13 protein-coding genes and 1 tRNA gene are annotated in these 16,560 nt (G+C 60.4%); 6 read left to right on the top strand and 8 right to left on the bottom strand.

The genetic code is table 11. The features are described from left to right. Position 1 precedes the first annotated feature (1 nt). Positions 2–1,354: a bifunctional UDP-N-acetylglucosamine diphosphorylase/glucosamine-1-phosphate N-acetyltransferase GlmU gene (gene glmU / locus DDE77_RS18380; RefSeq protein WP_108398939.1), complete on the bottom strand. Its 1,353-nt coding sequence runs from the start codon at positions 1,352–1,354 to the stop codon at positions 2–4. Positions 1,355–1,496: 142 nt separating this feature from the next. Here glmU and DDE77_RS18375 point away from each other — a divergent pair, with 142 nt between their 5' ends. The 3 genes from DDE77_RS18375 (at position 1,497) to DDE77_RS18365 (ending at position 2,980) form a co-directional block, all read left to right on the top strand. After that, the gene (locus DDE77_RS18375) at positions 1,497–2,279 is read left to right on the top strand and encodes an SPOR domain-containing protein (protein ID WP_108398938.1); all 783 of its coding nucleotides are present in this window, start codon (positions 1,497–1,499) and stop codon (positions 2,277–2,279) included. Positions 2,280–2,345: 66 nt separating this feature from the next. Further along, a tRNA-Lys gene (locus DDE77_RS18370) sits at positions 2,346–2,420 on the top strand. Positions 2,421–2,452: 32 nt separating this feature from the next. Beyond that, positions 2,453–2,980: a hypothetical protein gene (locus tag DDE77_RS18365; RefSeq protein ID WP_108398937.1), complete on the top strand. Its 528-nt coding sequence runs from the start codon at positions 2,453–2,455 to the stop codon at positions 2,978–2,980. 304 nt (positions 2,981–3,284) lie between these two features. On the opposite strand, the gene clpA is transcribed toward DDE77_RS18365, so the two are convergent. The 4 genes from clpA to DDE77_RS18345 form a co-directional block, all read right to left on the bottom strand. After that, the gene (gene clpA, locus DDE77_RS18360) at positions 3,285–5,624 is read right to left on the bottom strand and encodes an ATP-dependent Clp protease ATP-binding subunit ClpA (RefSeq protein WP_108398936.1); all 2,340 of its coding nucleotides are present in this window, start codon (positions 5,622–5,624) and stop codon (positions 3,285–3,287) included. Between the two features lie 9 nt (positions 5,625–5,633). Then, entirely contained in the window at positions 5,634–6,002 is a 369-nt protein-coding gene (gene clpS, locus DDE77_RS18355) for an ATP-dependent Clp protease adapter ClpS (protein ID WP_108398962.1), read from the bottom strand. Between the two features lie 811 nt (positions 6,003–6,813). Continuing rightward, entirely contained in the window at positions 6,814–8,334 is a 1,521-nt protein-coding gene (locus DDE77_RS18350; protein WP_108398935.1) for an ATP-binding cassette domain-containing protein, read from the bottom strand. A gap of 582 nt (positions 8,335–8,916) precedes the next feature. Then, entirely contained in the window at positions 8,917–9,225 is a 309-nt protein-coding gene (locus tag DDE77_RS18345; protein WP_108398934.1) for a hypothetical protein, read from the bottom strand. A gap of 182 nt (positions 9,226–9,407) precedes the next feature. Here DDE77_RS18345 and parE point away from each other — a divergent pair, with 182 nt between their 5' ends. The 3 genes from parE (at position 9,408) to DDE77_RS18330 (ending at position 14,377) form a co-directional block, all read left to right on the top strand. Continuing rightward, positions 9,408–11,429 carry a DNA topoisomerase IV subunit B gene (gene parE, locus DDE77_RS18340; protein ID WP_108398933.1) on the top strand — a complete coding sequence of 674 codons (2,022 nt, stop codon included), beginning with the start codon at positions 9,408–9,410 and terminating at the stop codon, positions 11,427–11,429. Positions 11,430–11,737: 308 nt separating this feature from the next. Then, complete coding sequence (locus DDE77_RS18335) at positions 11,738–13,174, top strand: DEAD/DEAH box helicase (protein WP_108398932.1); 1,437 nt, start codon at positions 11,738–11,740, stop codon at positions 13,172–13,174. A gap of 135 nt (positions 13,175–13,309) precedes the next feature. Further along, entirely contained in the window at positions 13,310–14,377 is a 1,068-nt protein-coding gene (locus DDE77_RS18330; protein WP_108398931.1) for a GGDEF domain-containing protein, read from the top strand. Here DDE77_RS18330 and DDE77_RS18325 read toward each other — a convergent pair. From DDE77_RS18325 to DDE77_RS18315, 3 genes are all read right to left on the bottom strand, one after another. Beyond that, the gene (locus DDE77_RS18325) at positions 14,374–15,651 is read right to left on the bottom strand and encodes a 3-phosphoshikimate 1-carboxyvinyltransferase (RefSeq protein ID WP_108398930.1); all 1,278 of its coding nucleotides are present in this window, start codon (positions 15,649–15,651) and stop codon (positions 14,374–14,376) included. The genes DDE77_RS18330 and DDE77_RS18325 overlap by 4 nt on opposite strands. A gap of 69 nt (positions 15,652–15,720) precedes the next feature. Further along, positions 15,721–16,101 (bottom strand): HesB/IscA family protein, encoded by a 381-nt coding sequence (locus DDE77_RS18320; protein WP_170116549.1) that lies wholly within the window; start codon positions 16,099–16,101, stop codon positions 15,721–15,723. A 53-nt stretch (positions 16,102–16,154) separates the two neighbouring features. Further along, complete coding sequence (locus DDE77_RS18315; protein ID WP_108398929.1) at positions 16,155–16,550, bottom strand: SUF system Fe-S cluster assembly protein; 396 nt, start codon at positions 16,548–16,550, stop codon at positions 16,155–16,157. Positions 16,551–16,560 lie beyond the last annotated feature (10 nt).

Below are 16,560 nucleotides of genomic sequence, written 5' to 3'. Positions count from 1 at the left end.
GCTATTTTCCCTTCGCCGCTTTCTTGGCAAGCGCCCGCTCGCGCACTTTGGGCGCATGGCCCCGCTTGTTTTCCTGCCGCGCCCGGCCAAAGGCGACAGCGTCTGGCGGCACGTCTTCGGTGATCACGCTGCCGCTGGCAACCAGCGCGCCTTCCCCGACGGTCACCGGCGCCACCAGCGACGAGTTGGACCCCACAAAGGCATTGTCCCCGATAATGGTACGATGCTTGTTGTAGCCGTCATAGTTCACCGTGATCACGCCGGCGCCGACATTGACGTTCGCGCCCACTTCGGCATCACCGATATAGGTCAAGTGACTAACCTTGGCGCCCTTGCCGATCTTGGCCTTCTTGATCTCGACGAAATTGCCCACCTTGGCGTTCTCGCCAAGGTTCGCCTCCGGCCGTAGCCGTGCAAAGGGCCCCACTGACGCATTGCGGCCGATATGAGCGCCTTCCAGATGGCTGAAGGCGTGGATCACCGCGCCGGTCTCGATCACTACCCCCGGTCCGAACACCACATTGGGCTCGATCGTCACGTCCTGCGCGATCTCGGTATCATAGGAAAACCAGACGCTGTCCGGATCCTTGAGCGTCACGCCTGCCTTCATGAAGTCTTCGCGCCGCAGCTTTTGAAACTGCGCTTCGGCCGCGGCCAGACGTACCCGGTCATCGACCCCCATCACCTCGCCAGGGTCGGCTTCAATGAACTCCACGCGGCGGCCGTCCGCATTGGCGAGTTCAACAGCATCGGTCAGATAGTATTCGCCCTTGGCATTCTTGTTTCCGATGCGGTCGATGATCCCGGTCAGCACTTCCGCGCGGAACCCGATAATGCCGGAATTGGCCAGGCCGATCTTGCGCTCTTCTTCGGTGGCGTCACGATGCTCGCGGATGGCGAGCAACTTCCCGCCATCGGTCAGTAGGCGCCCAAGATTGGTGGGATCGTCCGGCCGATAGCCGACCACGACGATGTCGGCGCCGCCATCGAGCCGTTCGGTAATGGCGCTCACCGTGGTGCTCGAAACCAGGGGATTGTCTGCATAGAGCACAACGACATGGCCTTGGTGCTGGGCAAACGCCTCACGCGCTTGCCGCACCGCATGGCCGGTCCCCAGTCGCTCCAGCTGGCTGAATATGCGCGCACTGCTGGCGTGACGGCTCACCTCAGCCTGAACGGCATCATGGTTTGGCCCCACCACGACGCAGATATTTCCAGCGCCCGATTTCAGCGCCGTTTGCATGACATGTCCGACCATCGGCAAGCCGCCAACGGGATGGAGAACCTTGGGAATTGCCGATCGCATACGGGTGCCTTCGCCCGCTGCAAGAATGATCGACAGCAGTTCAGTCATGACGCGTTCTCCGGTTGAGCCGTCTATTGCCGCCCAAATCAACAGATTTATGGCAGGTAAGCGTTGGCGAATAGCTAATCGTGGCCGCATGTTCAAACCAAAGCTTCACACTTGATTCGAATGCGAGACGAGGGAACGTTGCGTGGCCAGGGCATCTGAACAATTCCGGCAATCGGATGCCGCGCTGTGGGGCGTCGTCGCCCTGGTGTCCTGCGCCATTGCGGTGATGGGTGCTAATGTGTCTGCTCTTATCCCCTCCAGCGTTCTTGGTGGGCTGCACCGCACGCGCATAGAAGGTGCTTCGCTTGAGCAATTGCGCCTGCAGGTCGCCGATCTGCGCCAGCAATCGGTCGAGCTCAAGCGGGAAAACGCTCAACTTCTGACCCGCTTTGCGCTTGAGGAGCAGCAGAACAACGAAGTCGTGCAGCGCGTCGGGGCCCTTGAGGTCAGCCTGCCGCGGATCATGGAGGCCATGCCGGAAGGTGGCGGCATCGACCGCTCGACGATCACATCTTCGATTGGCGAAGAACCGCCGCTCGTTTTCGACGCCGATGGCGGCTCCGTCGCCATTCGCCAGCGCCCGATGCAGGAAGCCCAGCCAGGGCCTGCCGAACAGCCCCTGCCCGATCAAATTGCCGCCTTGCCGTCCACAAACGACTTCGCTGTTGCCCTAGGCGCTCCGGTGGCACCGGAACAGGCCGAAGCTGCCTGGCGCGATCTCTCGATGAAGCTTGGGCCACTCCTGTTCGGCCTGTCGCCGCATGTCGTGGACGACGGCGCGGGTAGGCAGCAGATCGTGCTTGGCCCGCTCCCGCAGCGCGCCGAAGCGGCGGCCCTTTGCATGCAGGTGGAACGCGTTTCAATCTCCTGCATGCCCACACAGCTTGTGGGAACACCGCTTCAAACCCCCGCTCCCGCGCAATAGCGGTTGACAGCGAAAGCTGGCTGACTATGTTCCGCCGCATCGCCTCCGGGCGTAAGCTTTTGGTGCGTGCCGGTAGCTCAGTGGTAGAGCATTCGACTTTTAATCGAATGGTCGAGGGTTCGACCCCCTCCCGGCATACCAAAATTCTCTCCCCATCAAAGCGAGCCTAAGCGGTGTCACAGGACAGCATCGATCTGCTCAAGGTGCTGGCGGCCACGGCCCTGGTGTTCGCCCTTGGCACGCTGGTGATGCTCTATGTCATCTTCGGCATGTCGCAATATGGCGCCGATCTGCCGAAGATCGGCTCGCTGCCGCTGACGGCGCCACCAGAGATGGTGCCGCTGCTGGCCAATACGCAGCTGTTCGCCACGCTCGCTGCCGCCCATGTCACTGCCATGGGCCTTGCGCTCCTGATCACCAGCCAGACCATCGACATGGCGCTCTTGATCACCTCCAAGGCCGTGACTGTAGTCATCACCGCCCTGCTTGGCTTTGCCGGCGGGCACATGATCTTCCTGCAGCTCAACGAGAAAACGGCGCTGAACCTGCAGGCTCTCACGCCCGCCCTGATCGCGCTCGCAGCTTTCTTCGTTCTCTCCAGCGTGCTCAGCATCCCGAACTTGCGCCAGCTCGGAAACTTACGCTTCGTGATCGGCATCGGCCTAATCCTGATCGGCCCCATGCTGCTGATGTGGCTATAGTCACTCCTTCCCTAGTAGACCTCGTTATGAGCTTGTCGAACCACGAGGTCGTGGCACGATAGCTCCACTCACTCGACCGCATGGTTCGACAAGCTCACCATGAGGTCTCAGGCCGCTCGCTGCGCGGCCTAGCTCAGCCATTACAACAACCACCAATGGTCACCCTCGGGCCTGACCCGAGGGCTCTAGTCTTTCGGGTGGTGAAGCAAAGTACAGTCCCCTCGGGTCGAGCCCGAGGGTGACGATCAGGGCATGTAACCACCCCACGCTAACAAAAAGGCCAGGATCGCTCCCGGCCTTCCGTTTATTCTTTGTCTGCCGTTGCCTTGGGCTTCTTCGGCTTTGGCAGCGCCTTGGGCTTGGCTGGGCGCGGTGGAACCGCAATCAGCTCCAGCTTGGCGTCTTGCCCCTCGCCTACCACGGCCACGGTCACCGTGCCGCCATTGACGAGTTCGCCGAACAGCACCTGGTCCGCCAAGGGCTTCTTGATGTGCTCCTGAATCACGCGGCCCAGCGGACGCGCACCCATACGTTCATCATAGCCGCGCTCCGCCAACCAATCGGCGGCTTCGGGCTGCAGGATGATCGTGACGCCACGCTCGGCCAACTGGCCTTCGAGCTGCAGCACGAACTTCTCGACAACGCGACGGACCACTTCGCGTGGCAGCGGCGCAAACGAGATGATCGCATCCAGGCGATTGCGGAATTCGGGCGTAAAGGTGCGGTTGATCGCCTCTTCATCGTCCCCCTGCTCGCGCTTGCGGCCAAACCCGATCGGGCTGCGTGCCAGTTCCTGCGCGCCCACATTGGACGTCATGATCAGGATCACATTGCGGAAGTCCACGGACTTGCCGTTGTGGTCCGTCAGCTTGCCGTGGTCCATCACCTGCAGCAGGATGTTGTAGAGATCCGGGTGGGCCTTCTCGATTTCATCGAGCAGCACCACGCAGTGCGGATGCTGGTCCACGCCATCGGTGAGCAAGCCGCCCTGGTCAAACCCGACATAGCCCGGAGGGGCACCGATCAAGCGCGACACGGTGTGCCGCTCCATGTATTCGGACATGTCGAAGCGCAGCAGTTCCACGCCCAGCGTATCGGCGAGCTGCTTGGCCACTTCCGTCTTGCCGACGCCGGTGGGGCCGGTGAAGAGGTAGGAGCCGATTGGCTTTTCCGGTTCACGCAGGCCGGCACGAGCCAGCTTGATGGCTGATGTCAGCGCGACAATCGCCTGGTCCTGGCCGAACACCACGGTCTTAAGGCTCTGCTCAAGGCCCGACAGCAATTCAGCGTCAGATTTGGTAACCGTCTTGGGCGGGATGCGGGCGATCGTTGCAATGGTGGCCTCGATGTCCTCGACATCGATCACCTTCTTGCGCTGATCTTCCGTCACCAGCATCTGCGATGCGCCGGTTTCGTCGAGCACGTCGATCGCCTTGTCGGGCAGCTTGCGGTCGTTGATATACCGCGCGCTCAGTTCCACCGCAGCCTTGAGGGCATCGTCGGTGTACTTGATCTTGTGGAACTCTTCGAAATAGGGCCGCAGGCCTTTGACGATCTCGATAGCATCGGGCACGGACGGCTCGTTGACGTCGATCTTCTGGAAACGACGGACCAGGGCCCGATCCTTTTCGAAGAACTGGCGATATTCCTTATAGGTGGTCGAGCCAATGCAGCGGATCGCACCCGAAGCCAGGGCAGGCTTGAGGAGGTTCGACGCATCGAGCGCACCGCCAGAGGTGGCGCCCGCACCGATCATGGTATGGATTTCGTCGATGAACAGGACAGAATTCGGAAGCTTTTCAAGCTCCTTCATCACGGCCTTGAGGCGTTCCTCGAAGTCACCGCGATAGCGAGTACCGGCCAGGAGCGAGCCCATGTCGAGCGAATAGATCACCGCTTCCTTGAGCACTTCAGGCACATCGCCTTCGACGATCTTGCGGGCAAGACCTTCGGCGATGGCCGTCTTGCCGACGCCAGCGTCACCCACATAGATCGGGTTGTTCTTGGAGCGGCGGCACAGCACCTGGATAGTGCGGCGCAGTTCGGCATCGCGCCCGATCAGCGGGTCGATCTTGCCCGAACGGGCCTTTTCATTGAGGTTGACGCAGAAATCGGCCAGGGCCGAGCTCTTCTTGGCTTCCGCCCCGCCTTCCCCCTGGTTGTCGCCGTCGTCGGCACCACGCACCTTGCGCTCCTCGCTGGGACCGGACTTGGTGATCCCGTGGCTGATGAAATTAACCGCGTCCAGCCGGCTCATGTCCTGCTGTTCGAGGAAGTATGCGGCGTGGCTCTCGCGCTCCGCAAAGATGGCGACCAGCACGTTTGCGCCCGTCACTTCTTCACGGCCCGAGCTCTGGACATGGATCACCGCGCGCTGGATCACGCGCTGGAATGCCGCCGTCGGGCGGGCGTCCTGGCCGTTGGCAACGATCAGGCTGTCCAGTTCTTCATTGATAAAATCTTCAAGATCGCTCTTGAGCGCGTCGACATCGACGTCACAGCCGGTCAGCACGGCGATCGTTTCACGGTCGTCGGTCAGGGCCAGCAGCAGGTGCTCGAGCGTTGCGAACTCATGGTTGCGCTCACGCGCCAGGTTCATCGCCTGATGCAGAGCCTTTTCAAGTCCGCGGGAAAATGAGGGCATATGATGTTCCTATTGCTTTTCCATCACGCATTGCAGCGGATGCTGGTTTTTGCGTGCCGTATCCATGACTCTGGTGACCTTAGTCTCGGCCACCTCGTAGGGATATACGCCGCACTCACCCACCCCCTTTTGGTGCACGTGCAGCATGATCTGGACGGCCTCTTCACGCGATTTGTTGAAGACGTCCTGTAGAACGAGAATGACGAACTCCATGGGCGTGTAGTCGTCGTTGAGAAGCAGCACCCGATACAAATTCGGGCGCTTGGTCTTGGGCCGGGTCTTGGTAATGATCCCGGTCTCGGTTCCACCCTTGCCATCTCCCTTGCCGGGGTCATCCTCCTTGGGACCCGCCCAGGCAGGCGCAGGCACCAGGCGCATCGCGACTGGGGCCTCTTCGTTGGTTTCGAGGAGGTCTTTGGCAATCATCGGGCAAACATCTGTCGTCAAACGAAGCAGCATGGTGAGGACCATTATGTAAGCAAAACTTCGCCGCTGTTAAGGGGCATTGCATCCCGAATTTGTGAGCGATGTTTGTGGGGAAAGAGTGGAACCAAACAGGGTCTTGGTTCCACACAAAGATGGTGTGTGAACGGCGAATTTCAAGTTGGCCGCAAGAGGGTGCCATCGTTCCAGTGACGACGGGCTATTCCTGCTTTAAACCCGAGACTGACAACTCTGGTGTCGGCCCCCATGCGATATCATCCCGGGTCGGGCCTGGGATGACATCGAGTATGCAACGGGATTGCGCCTTAAGCACCGCTCGTCACCCTCGGGCGAAGACCCGAGGGCTCTTCACTTGCAAAACGCTCACCAAAGTAAAGTACCCTCGGGTCGAGCCAGAGGGTGACGATCCAGTTTGTGTTGGCCTCTGCCCTAGCCCATCCACGATGTCATTGCCCGGGTCCCGACCCGCCCGAGGCAGGCTACCGAGTCAGCACCCGTCTCGAGATCCCGCCACAGCCGCAAGGTGGTTCGATCGTTCACCGAACCAACCACAAATCTCAGGATGGATCCCGGGTCGAGCCCGGGATGACATCGAGTGCGGACCTGAACCGTGCCCCACCCTTCCCTCCGCAGACGAATGGCACCATGCTGCCACACCCACCGCACCACCCTCCCCCTCGCGGGGAGGGCAAGGGTGGGGGGACGAGAGCCACGATGCGAGTACAGGCAAACAGACAAACACCCCTCACCCCAACTCCGCCGCCATCTCCGCGAAAAACCCCTCAGGCCCGTCCATCTCCTTCAGCCGCTTCCCTTCAATTACCAGGAACCGGCTCCCCAGCCCTCGGACGAAGCTCCTGTCATGCGACACCAGAACACAGGTCGCTCCGTGAGCTAGGATTTCCTCCTCCAGCCGCTCCTGCCCCGCGATGTCGACATGGTTGGTCGGCTCATCGAGCAGGTAGAAATTGGGCTGCAGCAATCGCATCGCGAGCAGGCCCAGCCGCGCTCGTTGCCCGAACGACAACTGTCCGATCGGCCGATCCTGCTTTTCCAGCGGGAATCCGGCCGCTGCCAGCAGGCTCTTGCTGCGCTGGTCGCCTTCGTTGAATGCGCCGGTGATGTAGTCGAGCGGCGAGCGCTTGTCGGGCAGAAAGCTCATCGCCTGGTCGACATAGCCCGGCACCACTTGCGGACTGATGCGGATGCCTGCCGTTTCCTCTCCCCTCATGGCACGGTGCAGCAGCCCCATGAACTGCGACTTGCCCGCGCCGTTTCGCCCTAGGATCACCAGCCGGTCCCCCTGGAAGATATGGAGCTTGTCAATGCGGAACAGCTTGTCACCACTCGGCGCCCGCACCTCCACATCCTCAATCGCGGCCATCACCTTGGCCTGCGCGCCGCTATTGCCCAGCTTGATCTCGCCGCTGCGCTCCTTGTGCACCGACAGGACCCTTGTTTCGATCTTCTCGGCACGCTCGCGCAGATATTTGGATTTCACCACCAGCAAATCGCTGCCCGAGTTGATGCCGATGTTGGTCAACTTGGCGGCCTGCTTGCGTAGACGGCTGACCTCCTTGAGGTCGCGCTCGCGCTGGGCTTCAGCCGCCTCATCAGCTTCGGCCAGGGCAATGCGCGCCTTGCTATAGGGCAGCGCGAAATAGTGGGACTGGTCTGGCCGCAGAAACAGGGTGCGGTTGGTCGTGACGTCGAGGAACTCCCGATCATGGCTCGCAATCACCACGGGAATGTTGCCGATAGCCCTGTTGATCCAGTTTTCCAGTTGCACCAGCTTGCCCAGATCAAGGTGGTTGGTCGGCTCGTCCAGCAACAAGGCGTCGGGCTGCGTTACCCAGCAGCGCGCGATCAGCGCTATGCGCTGCCAGCCGCCGCTCAGTTCCGTCAGCTTCCGGTGGCGCATAGCCTCGGGCGTCTGGAATTCATCGAGCACCACATCGACCCGCCAACAGTCGGTTTCCCGATCAACCGCAGGCAGCGCCTCGAGCACAGCCTCATGGAGCGTCAGGCCCATGCTCTGCTTGGGCATGTCCTGTTCCACATAGCCCATTTGCAGGCCACGGGAGCGCACGATGTCGCCGGCGGTGAGTTCCCCCTGCCCGGCCATGGCCCTGAGCAAGGTCGTCTTGCCCCGGCCGTTGCCAGCCACCAGCCCGACGCGGTCGCCGTCGCCGAGCACGACGTTCAGATTGGAAAAAAGAGTTTCACTGGCCACAAGGCCGGCATTGCGAAGGCTGATCGAGCCCATCTTGATCTCACGGAAAGCGGCGCCTGCCCTGCAGCACGCCAAAGCCATTCTGGAAGCGGCAGGCGCAAGCGCTCAAACCGCGTGGAAGGGCAAACCGGAAAATGGAGATAGGAGAAAGCGTCCGTACCAGTTCCTGGTCAGCCCTGCAGCTTTTGCCACAGGGCCTGGACGGGGCCACGAGAGCGATGCTCGAACATCAATGTCATCGGAGCCTCCCTCTTTTGGTGCTGGCCTTGCAAAAGGCATAGCCAAACCCGCTGCGAAAAGCAATTCGCAGCAGGGTTAGACCAGAAAGAAAAAGGTCGATGTCATGATCAATGCCCCGAAACGCGGGACTGTCAGACTGGCCAACCGGTACGCAATACTAATAAATCCGGCATGCGGCCAATATCTGACGGCAGGTGAGCCCGGCGAAATCTGGTACGCAGAACGAAGATCTCGACCGGCTCGCATACGGCAACTCCATACAAAAACCGTATGTCCACTGTTCTAGCAGCGGGCGTTTAAGAAAGTGCTTTCAAGAAGCAAACGGAACGTAAACTCGACGCCCGATCTTGGGACGGTTCTGTTTCGATCCCTAGGCTAGCGCAGCCGGCGCTCGTCCTCGATGCGTCCGGTGCAGGCGTTGAAGTCGAGCAGGTACACAGCGCCATCGCGCGTCGCACGCACCTGCACGTGATCCTCATTGGGTGCATTGAGTGCTATATTGTCGTATCCGGCATCGGCGACAGCGTCGCGGATCTGCCGGTCGGTCATGCAGAGCGCCAGGCGGGGCTCACGGGGAAACAGGTCGTCGCGCTCATCCCCAAAGAAAATGCCGAAGCTCTGGGCGTGGGCGGCGGAAAAAGGAAGCAGCAGTACGAGCGTCAGAGCTGTCGCTAGCGTTCTCATTTAAGGCTCCTCAACGCTTGTGTGGCAGTCTCAACGGTAACAGTCTGCTAACACAAACGCGGTGTTGGTGGACACAGTTGCCAAGGCGAGGGAAAGCCGGTCACGGCCAGTTTTGCAGTTTTAGGACTGCATTATGCTAGAAGGCGTCCTTCGCCCGATTCGGGTACGAAAGCGGAACATTCATGTCGCAAGCAGAAGATCTTTTCGGCGGCTCCATCGAAGCCGAACCGCAGCTCACCAAACCCAAGGCGCCCAAGCTGGCGCCCGTTTCGGCGAGCCCGGCCGGATCATACACGGCTGCAGATATTGAGGTCTTGGAAGGACTTGAGCCAGTCAGGCGGCGTCCGGGCATGTATATCGGGGGCACCGATGCCAACGCCTTGCACCACCTCTTTGCCGAGGTGATCGACAATTCCATGGACGAGGCCATCGCCGGCCACGCCACGCGCATCGAGGTTCACCTTGGCGCCGACGGATATGTCACCGTTTCGGATAACGGTCGTGGCATTCCAGTCGAGCCCCATCCCAAGAACCCCCAGATGTCGACGCTTGAACTGGTGCTGACCAAGCTCCACGCTGGTGGCAAGTTCGACTCCAAAGCCTATGAAACTTCAGGCGGTTTGCACGGCGTGGGCGTGTCCGTGGTGAACGCCCTGTCGGATGACCTGGTGGTCGAAGTCGCCAAGGATCAGACGCTCTACCGGCAAATCTATTCGCGTGGCATCCCCCAGACAAAGGTGGAGATTGTAGGCCGCGTCAACAATCGCCGCGGCACCACCACCCGCTTCCATCCCGACCCGCAGATCTTTGGCGAAACGGCCCGTTTTTCAGCAACGCGCCTGTTCCGCATGACGCGCGCCAAGGCCTATCTTTTCGGCGGCGTCGAACTGCGCTGGAGCTGCGACGAGAGCCTTGCCAGCGATGACGCTCCCGCCAAGGCAGTGTTCCATTACCCCGATGGCCTTAAAGACTTCATGGCCGCCCGCATCGAGGGCGAAACGCGCATCGTCGATGACCTCTTTGCCGGCAGCCATGGCAAGCCCGGCACCCATGGTGCTGTAGAATGGGCCGTGGCCTGGACGCTTGGTGATGGCGGTGTTTCTTCCTATTGCAACACCGTGCCAACGCCCGATGGCGGCACGCACGAAGCGGGCTTGCGCGCCGTTCTGCTGCGTGGCCTCAAGAGTTACGCAGAGCTGACCAAGAACAAGGCTGCCGCTATCCTGACAGCCGAAGACGTTTTTGCCCATTGCAACGCCATGCTCTCCGTCTTCGTGCGCGAGCCTGAATTTGTCGGCCAGACCAAGGACAAGCTGGCTTCCGGCGAGGCCACGCGCATTGTCGACACGGCCCTGCGCGATGCCTTTGACCATTGGCTCGCAGCCTCGCCCAACCAGGCCGGCAAGCTGCTGGATTGGGCCGTTGAGCGCGCCGAAGAGCGCCTCCGCCGCCGCAAGGAAAAAGAGATCGATCGTGCCAGTGCCACGCGCAAATTGCGCCTCCCTGGCAAGCTCGCCGACTGCACGCAAACCGCCGCGCAGGGCGCCGAACTCTTTATCGTGGAAGGTGACTCGGCTGGCGGCAGCGCCAAGCAGGCGCGCAATCGCCAGAGCCAGGCGGTGCTGCCCCTACGCGGCAAGATCCTCAATGTCGCCGGCGCCAGTCGCGAAAAAATGCAGGCCAGCCAGCTGATTTCCGATTTGATCCAAGCGCTTGGCTGCGGCACGCGTGACCGCTACCGGGAAGACGATCTGCGCTACGACAAGATCATCATCATGACCGATGCTGACGTCGACGGCGCCCACATTGCATCCCTCCTGATGACCTTCTTCTTCCAGGAAATGCCCAAGCTTATCGACGGCGGACACCTTTATCTCGCCCTGCCCCCGCTCTACCGCATCAGCCAGGGGGGCAAAACGCTTTATGCAAGGGACGACGCCCATAAGGACGAGCTTCTCGCCACCGAGTTCACTGGCAAGGGCAAGGTCGACATGACGCGCTTCAAGGGCCTGGGCGAAATGCCCTTCGCCCATTTGCGCGAAACCACCATGTCGCCGAAGACCCGCACCCTGCTCCAAGTAAAGGTGCGCGATGATCTGGATGCGACCAAGTCGAGTGTTGATCGGCTGATGGGGACCAAGCCCGAGGCACGCTTTGACTTCATCCAGGCCAATGCAGCCTTTGTTACGGATCTCGATATCTAGCGCTCTGGTATCGTCGGTTTAAGCACGAATCCGGCAAGACCGTTGACTCCGAAGGGGTTTGCGCTATGTTCCGCCGCGCTGGCGCAAGTCAGGCGCGACGGCTGGATCTATTTGTCCGCCTCCCGCTGCTGACGCTGCTCAGGGCCATTCCGCCGTTCTTGCACTTGCTGCATCCCGTCAGGTGGCCACCCAGTTCGCGGGCATGAGCGTACTTACAAGTTATGCCCGCAACTGCCGAACCGGTGTACCGTTCGAATAATTCGACGCGGACTTGGCACCGATTGCCTATATGATGTGGATTACCTGATTTGAGCGACGATTTCTCCGGGCTTGGCCTTTCCACCAAAGTAACCGACGCGGTTTCCGCAGCCGGATACACCAAGCCAACCGAGATCCAGGCGCAGGCCATTCCTCACCTGCTGAACAAGAAAGATCTGATCGGCATTGCCCAGACGGGCACCGGCAAGACGGCGTCGTTTGTTTTGCCCATGCTGACACTGCTCGAAAACGGCCGTGCGCGCGCCCGCATGCCGCGCACCCTTATTCTCGAGCCGACGCGCGAACTCGCGGCGCAAGTCGCCGAGAATTTCGAGAAATACGGGAAGAACCACCGCATCACCATGGCTCTGATCATCGGTGGCGTGTCCTTTGAAGACCAAAACAAAAAGCTCGACCGTGGCGTCGACGTGCTGATTGCCACGCCTGGCCGGCTGCTCGATCAGATCGATCGCGGCAAGATCATGCTGAATGGGGTCGAAATCCTGGTCATCGACGAAGCCGATCGCATGCTCGACATGGGCTTTATCGATGACATCGAAAAGATCTGCTCGCGCTTGCCGCCCCGCCGCCAGACCATGCTGTTCTCGGCCACCATGGATGGCCAGATCGAGAAGCTGACTAAAAAGTTCCTCAAGGATCCGGTGCATGTGCAGGTTTCGCGCACGGCATCGACGGCAGACACCATCGATCAGAAACTGGTCAAGGTCTCGTCCAAGCCGGAAGACAAGCGCTCTTCCCTGCGCGACCTCATTCGCGGCGCAGAAGGGCTGACGAACGCCATCATCTTCTGCAATCGCAAGCGCGATGTGGCGACGCTGGCGCGTTCTCTTGAGCGGCATGGATTTTCTGCCGGGGCTCTCCATGGTGACATGGACCAGAAGAGCCGCACCGAAACCCTTGATGCATTCAAGAACAACCGCCTGACGCTGCTTGTCGCCAGCGACGTTGCTGCGCGCGGTCTTGATATCCCCGCCGTCAGCCATGTCTTCAACTTCGATGTTCCTGTGCACGCCGAAGACTATGTGCATCGCATCGGTCGCACGGGCCGTGCCGGTCGCCTGGGCGTTGCTTACACGCTGGTCGCGCCTGCTGACAGCAAGCACCTCGAGGCAATCCTTAAGCTGATCCAGAAGCCCATCGACTGGCTCGAAGCGCCTGCCGTCGCAGTGCCTGAGGAGACAGCCGAAGAACGTCCCGCTCGTCCGACCCGGACGCGTCGCGGGGGCGCGCGCACCCGTCCAGCGGCTGCAAAGGAAACGGTTCAGACCGAGGAAGCAGCGCTGCAGGAGGTTGCTGAAAAACCACTGGAAGAAACGCCGCAGCCGAGCAAGCGTTCGCAGCGTCAACGTTCGCGTCGGCCGTTGGAAACAACCGAGAACGATTCTAGCGAGAGCAGCAATTCGCCATTCGGTAATGACGGTCCAATACCGGCATTTCTGTTGCGACCGGTGCGTATTGCCAGCTAATTACCTCTAAAACATAGTTGAAGATGCACTCCGGTATATTTTTTCCTTCCTTAACTTCAAGGCAGTAACTATAAGGAGCCAAATCTTCAACATGTGGCGCAGCTGATTTGATTATCGGCGCGTGAGGGGACACAAGTGTCGGAGCAGGAATATAAAAGAGCGCTTGGCTATGCCAACGCTGCGTTTGACTTATTACGGCGTTCCAGTATTCCTCCTTATCCGCAGTTCTATGAACTGCTTTATACATATTCGACTGGCGTCAATCCGCACCTCAACCAGCGCATCAATGACATATTCCGCAATGGTGGCACGCCCGATGCGGATCTTGCTGAAGCTCTCTACAACGAATTCTTGAAGTCAGACGTCAGTGACCGCATGTCTGACGTTTCTGAACGCATGCATGCTCGCATCGAAGCGGTGCATGACGCGATCGACCTGGCCATGAACAATGCCCAGACCTATTCCGGCTCACTCGAATCCGCCGCCAGTCATCTGCGCCAGCCGCTTGCTCCCAAGGCCATCAGCTCGCTGGCGGAACAGCTTCTGGCGCAAACCCTTCAGATGCAGGAAACCAATCTGTCGCTGGAAGAAAAACTCCAGGCTTCTCGGGACGACATTGCGTCCCTCCAGCGAGACCTCGACGATGTTCGCCGCGAATCCCTGCTTGATCCGCTGACCAAGATCGCCAATCGCAAAAGCTTTGATGATGAACTCGCGCGGGCGATTGCCGAAGCCCAAACGAGCGACTCGCCCCTCAGCCTCATCATCGCCGACATCGATCACTTCAAGAATTTTAACGATACGTTCGGGCATCAGACCGGCGATCAGGTCCTGCGCCTGGTCGCGATGACGCTCAAATCCAACATCAAGGGCAAGGATGTTGCGGCTCGCTATGGCGGCGAGGAATTCGTCGCGGTACTTCCCTCGACTGATCTGGCGGGCGCGGTGATCGCAGCAGAGAATATCCGAAAAGCCATACAGGCCAAGGAGTTGCTCAAGCGCTCCACCAACGAAAAGCTCGGCCGCATAACGGCTTCGTTCGGTGTCGCTGCCTTCCACCCGGCGGATAGCGCGTGCTCGCTTATCGAGCGCGCCGACCGGTGCCTCTATGGCGCCAAGCGCTCCGGCCGCAACCGGGTCGTCAGCGAAGAAGAGCTGGAGCGCGTGCTCGAAAAGATCAATGCGGATATGACCGCAGCCTAGTTTGCCGGCTTGAGCTCCACGCCCAGGCTCTCCAACATGTTCCAATATTCGGGGTAAGTCTTGCCGGTGCAGGCCGGGTCCAGGATCGTAATCCCGGGAATGCGCAGCCCAGCCAAGGCAAAGCTCATGGCAATGCGGTGATCATGGTAGGTCTCGATCCGCGTTGTTTCGTTCCGCTGCGCCAGCTTGCGGCCTAGGTCGGGATCGGACGCAACCAGGAGATCATCGCCCTCCTCCGTCCCCAAGCCCGGCAGGATGCGCGACAGTTCCGTCGCCACGGCTTTTGTGCGGTCGGTTTCCTTGACCCGCAGATTGGCAATGCCAACGAAGCGGACAGGGTTGTTGTTGAACGCGGCCAGCACGGCCAGCGTGGGCACCGCATCCTGCATCTGCGAGCCATCGATCACAGGTGGCATGTTGGGGAATTGCGCAATGACTGCCTGAGCCGCCGCGTCAGGCTGGGAAAAGGCATCGGGCGCCACGCCGAGGTCGATTTCGCCGCCCGTAAGCACTTCGGCTGCCCACAAATAGGTGGCTGCAGACGCATCAGGCTCGATGTGGAAGTCGGTTGCCTTGTAGCCGGTCGGCTTCACCAACCATGTGCCGGCATTGAGTTGCTCGACATCGGCGCCAAAGCTGCGCATGGCCGCAAGGGTGAGGTCGACATAGCCGCGCGCGCCGATCTCCGTACCGGTAAGCGCCACTTCAATGGGGCCGTTCCCTAGCGGAGCAGCCATCAGCAAGGCGGAAACATACTGACTGGACAGACCCGCATCAATCTCGACACGCCCACTACCGAAGCTACCATTGCCGCGAACGATCACCGGCGGGCACCCGGTCGGGCTGGTTGCGTCAACGCCAAGGGACTGGAGCGCCGTCACCAGTGGTCCAATCGGACGAACGCGCATCTCTGCGTCGCCATCGACAACAACCTCACCCTGGACAGTCGCCACGGCAGCCGTGAGGAAGCGCGTGGCTGTGCCAGCATTGCCGAGGAACAAGGGGCCTTCCGGCTGCTGTAGTTGGCCGCTGCTGGTGACCACAAAGGTGGTGGCATCAGGCTCGTCTACCGCTACGCCCATCTGCCGCAAGGCGGCGGCCATGAGTGTCGTGTCCTTGCTCTTGAGCGCGCCTGTGAGGCGGCTCGTACCCGTTGCAAGAGCGGCCAGGAGCAGTGCCCGGTTGGTGATGGATTTGCTGCCTGGAGGTGAAACGCGGCCGACGAGCGGATGGGTCGGCGGGACAATGGTCAGGGCCGCAGGCAGGCTAGTCATGGCACAACTCGATAGGGAGGGTCGGACCCCTGCCCCTTAGGCCAAACAGCCCTAGGACGCAACCGGCGCTCAGGCGGTTGCGCGCGCTTCCGCAATCGCCTTGAGGTCAGCAGCCTTTAGCGTCACGCTCTCGCCGCAGCCACAGGCGCCGGTCTGGTTCGGATTCTTAAAGGTGAAGCCGGAGCTCATTCGGGTTTCCTCGAAGTCCATCACCGTGCCGAGGAGGTACATGGTTGCTTTGGGATCGATCCAGACATCGACCCCCTTGTCAGCAACGTGGTCGTCGCCCTTCACCGGCTCAGTTACATAGTCCATGGTGTAGGAAACACCGGCGCAACCAGCATTCTTGATGCCGACGCGCAGCCCAATTACGGGCTTCTCGGAATCTTCAATGATCTCCGTGATCCGTTCAGCAGCGGCGTCGGTCAGGGACATGATCTTGAAGGCCATGGAGCTACCTCGATTATCGGCGTTTCACGATATATAGGGCGAAACGCCGGCGATTACCACCAGTTCAGCGCGACCTGGGCTTCTTCGCTCATTCGTGATGCGTCCCACGGGGGATCGAACACCATGTTGACGGTGACGTCCTGAATGCCCTCGACACCGCGGGCGGCATTCTCCACCCAGCCGGGCATTTCCCCAGCAACTGGGCAGCCCGGAGCGGTTAGGGTCATGTCGATGCTGAGGTTACGGTTGTCGTCCAGATCAACCTTGTAGATCAGGCCGAGCTCATAGATATCGACCGGGATCTCGGGATCATAGACGGTCTTAAGCGCGCCGATTAGATCACTCGTGATGCGCTCGACCTCTGCTTCCGGCAGCTCGCCTGACACGTTTGGCGTGATGCGCGGCTCAGGAATGGTCGGGGCTGGCGCGATTTCGGGTTCGTCGGTCATGAGGTCCTCG

Origin of the sequence: Devosia submarina (assembly GCF_003056345.1) — a bacterium.
Lineage (GTDB): Bacteria > Pseudomonadota > Alphaproteobacteria > Rhizobiales > Devosiaceae > Devosia > Devosia submarina.
The sequence above is the reverse complement of the archived record's forward strand: the minus strand, read 5'-3'. Positions and strand labels throughout refer to the sequence as shown.

What these genes read in the sequence shown, in the direction of transcription:
- glmU (WP_108398939.1), bottom strand. Translation starts at nt 1,354, where the DNA reads ATGACTGAACTGCTGTCGATCATTCTTGCAGCGGGCGAAGGCACCCGT.
- clpA (WP_108398936.1), bottom strand. Translation starts at nt 5,624, where the DNA reads ATGCCCTCATTTTCCCGCGGACTTGAAAAGGCTCTGCATCAGGCGATG.
- clpS (WP_108398962.1), bottom strand. Translation starts at nt 6,002, where the DNA reads ATGCGCCTGGTGCCTGCGCCTGCCTGGGCGGGTCCCAAGGAGGATGAC.
- DDE77_RS18350 (WP_108398935.1), bottom strand. Translation starts at nt 8,334, where the DNA reads ATGGGCTCGATCAGCCTTCGCAATGCCGGCCTTGTGGCCAGTGAAACT.
- DDE77_RS18345 (WP_108398934.1), bottom strand. Translation starts at nt 9,225, where the DNA reads ATGAGAACGCTAGCGACAGCTCTGACGCTCGTACTGCTGCTTCCTTTT.
- parE (WP_108398933.1), top strand. Translation starts at nt 9,408, where the DNA reads ATGTCGCAAGCAGAAGATCTTTTCGGCGGCTCCATCGAAGCCGAACCG.
- DDE77_RS18325 (WP_108398930.1), bottom strand. Translation starts at nt 15,651, where the DNA reads ATGACTAGCCTGCCTGCGGCCCTGACCATTGTCCCGCCGACCCATCCG.
- DDE77_RS18320 (WP_170116549.1), bottom strand. Translation starts at nt 16,101, where the DNA reads ATGGCCTTCAAGATCATGTCCCTGACCGACGCCGCTGCTGAACGGATC.
- DDE77_RS18315 (WP_108398929.1), bottom strand. Translation starts at nt 16,550, where the DNA reads ATGACCGACGAACCCGAAATCGCGCCAGCCCCGACCATTCCTGAGCCG.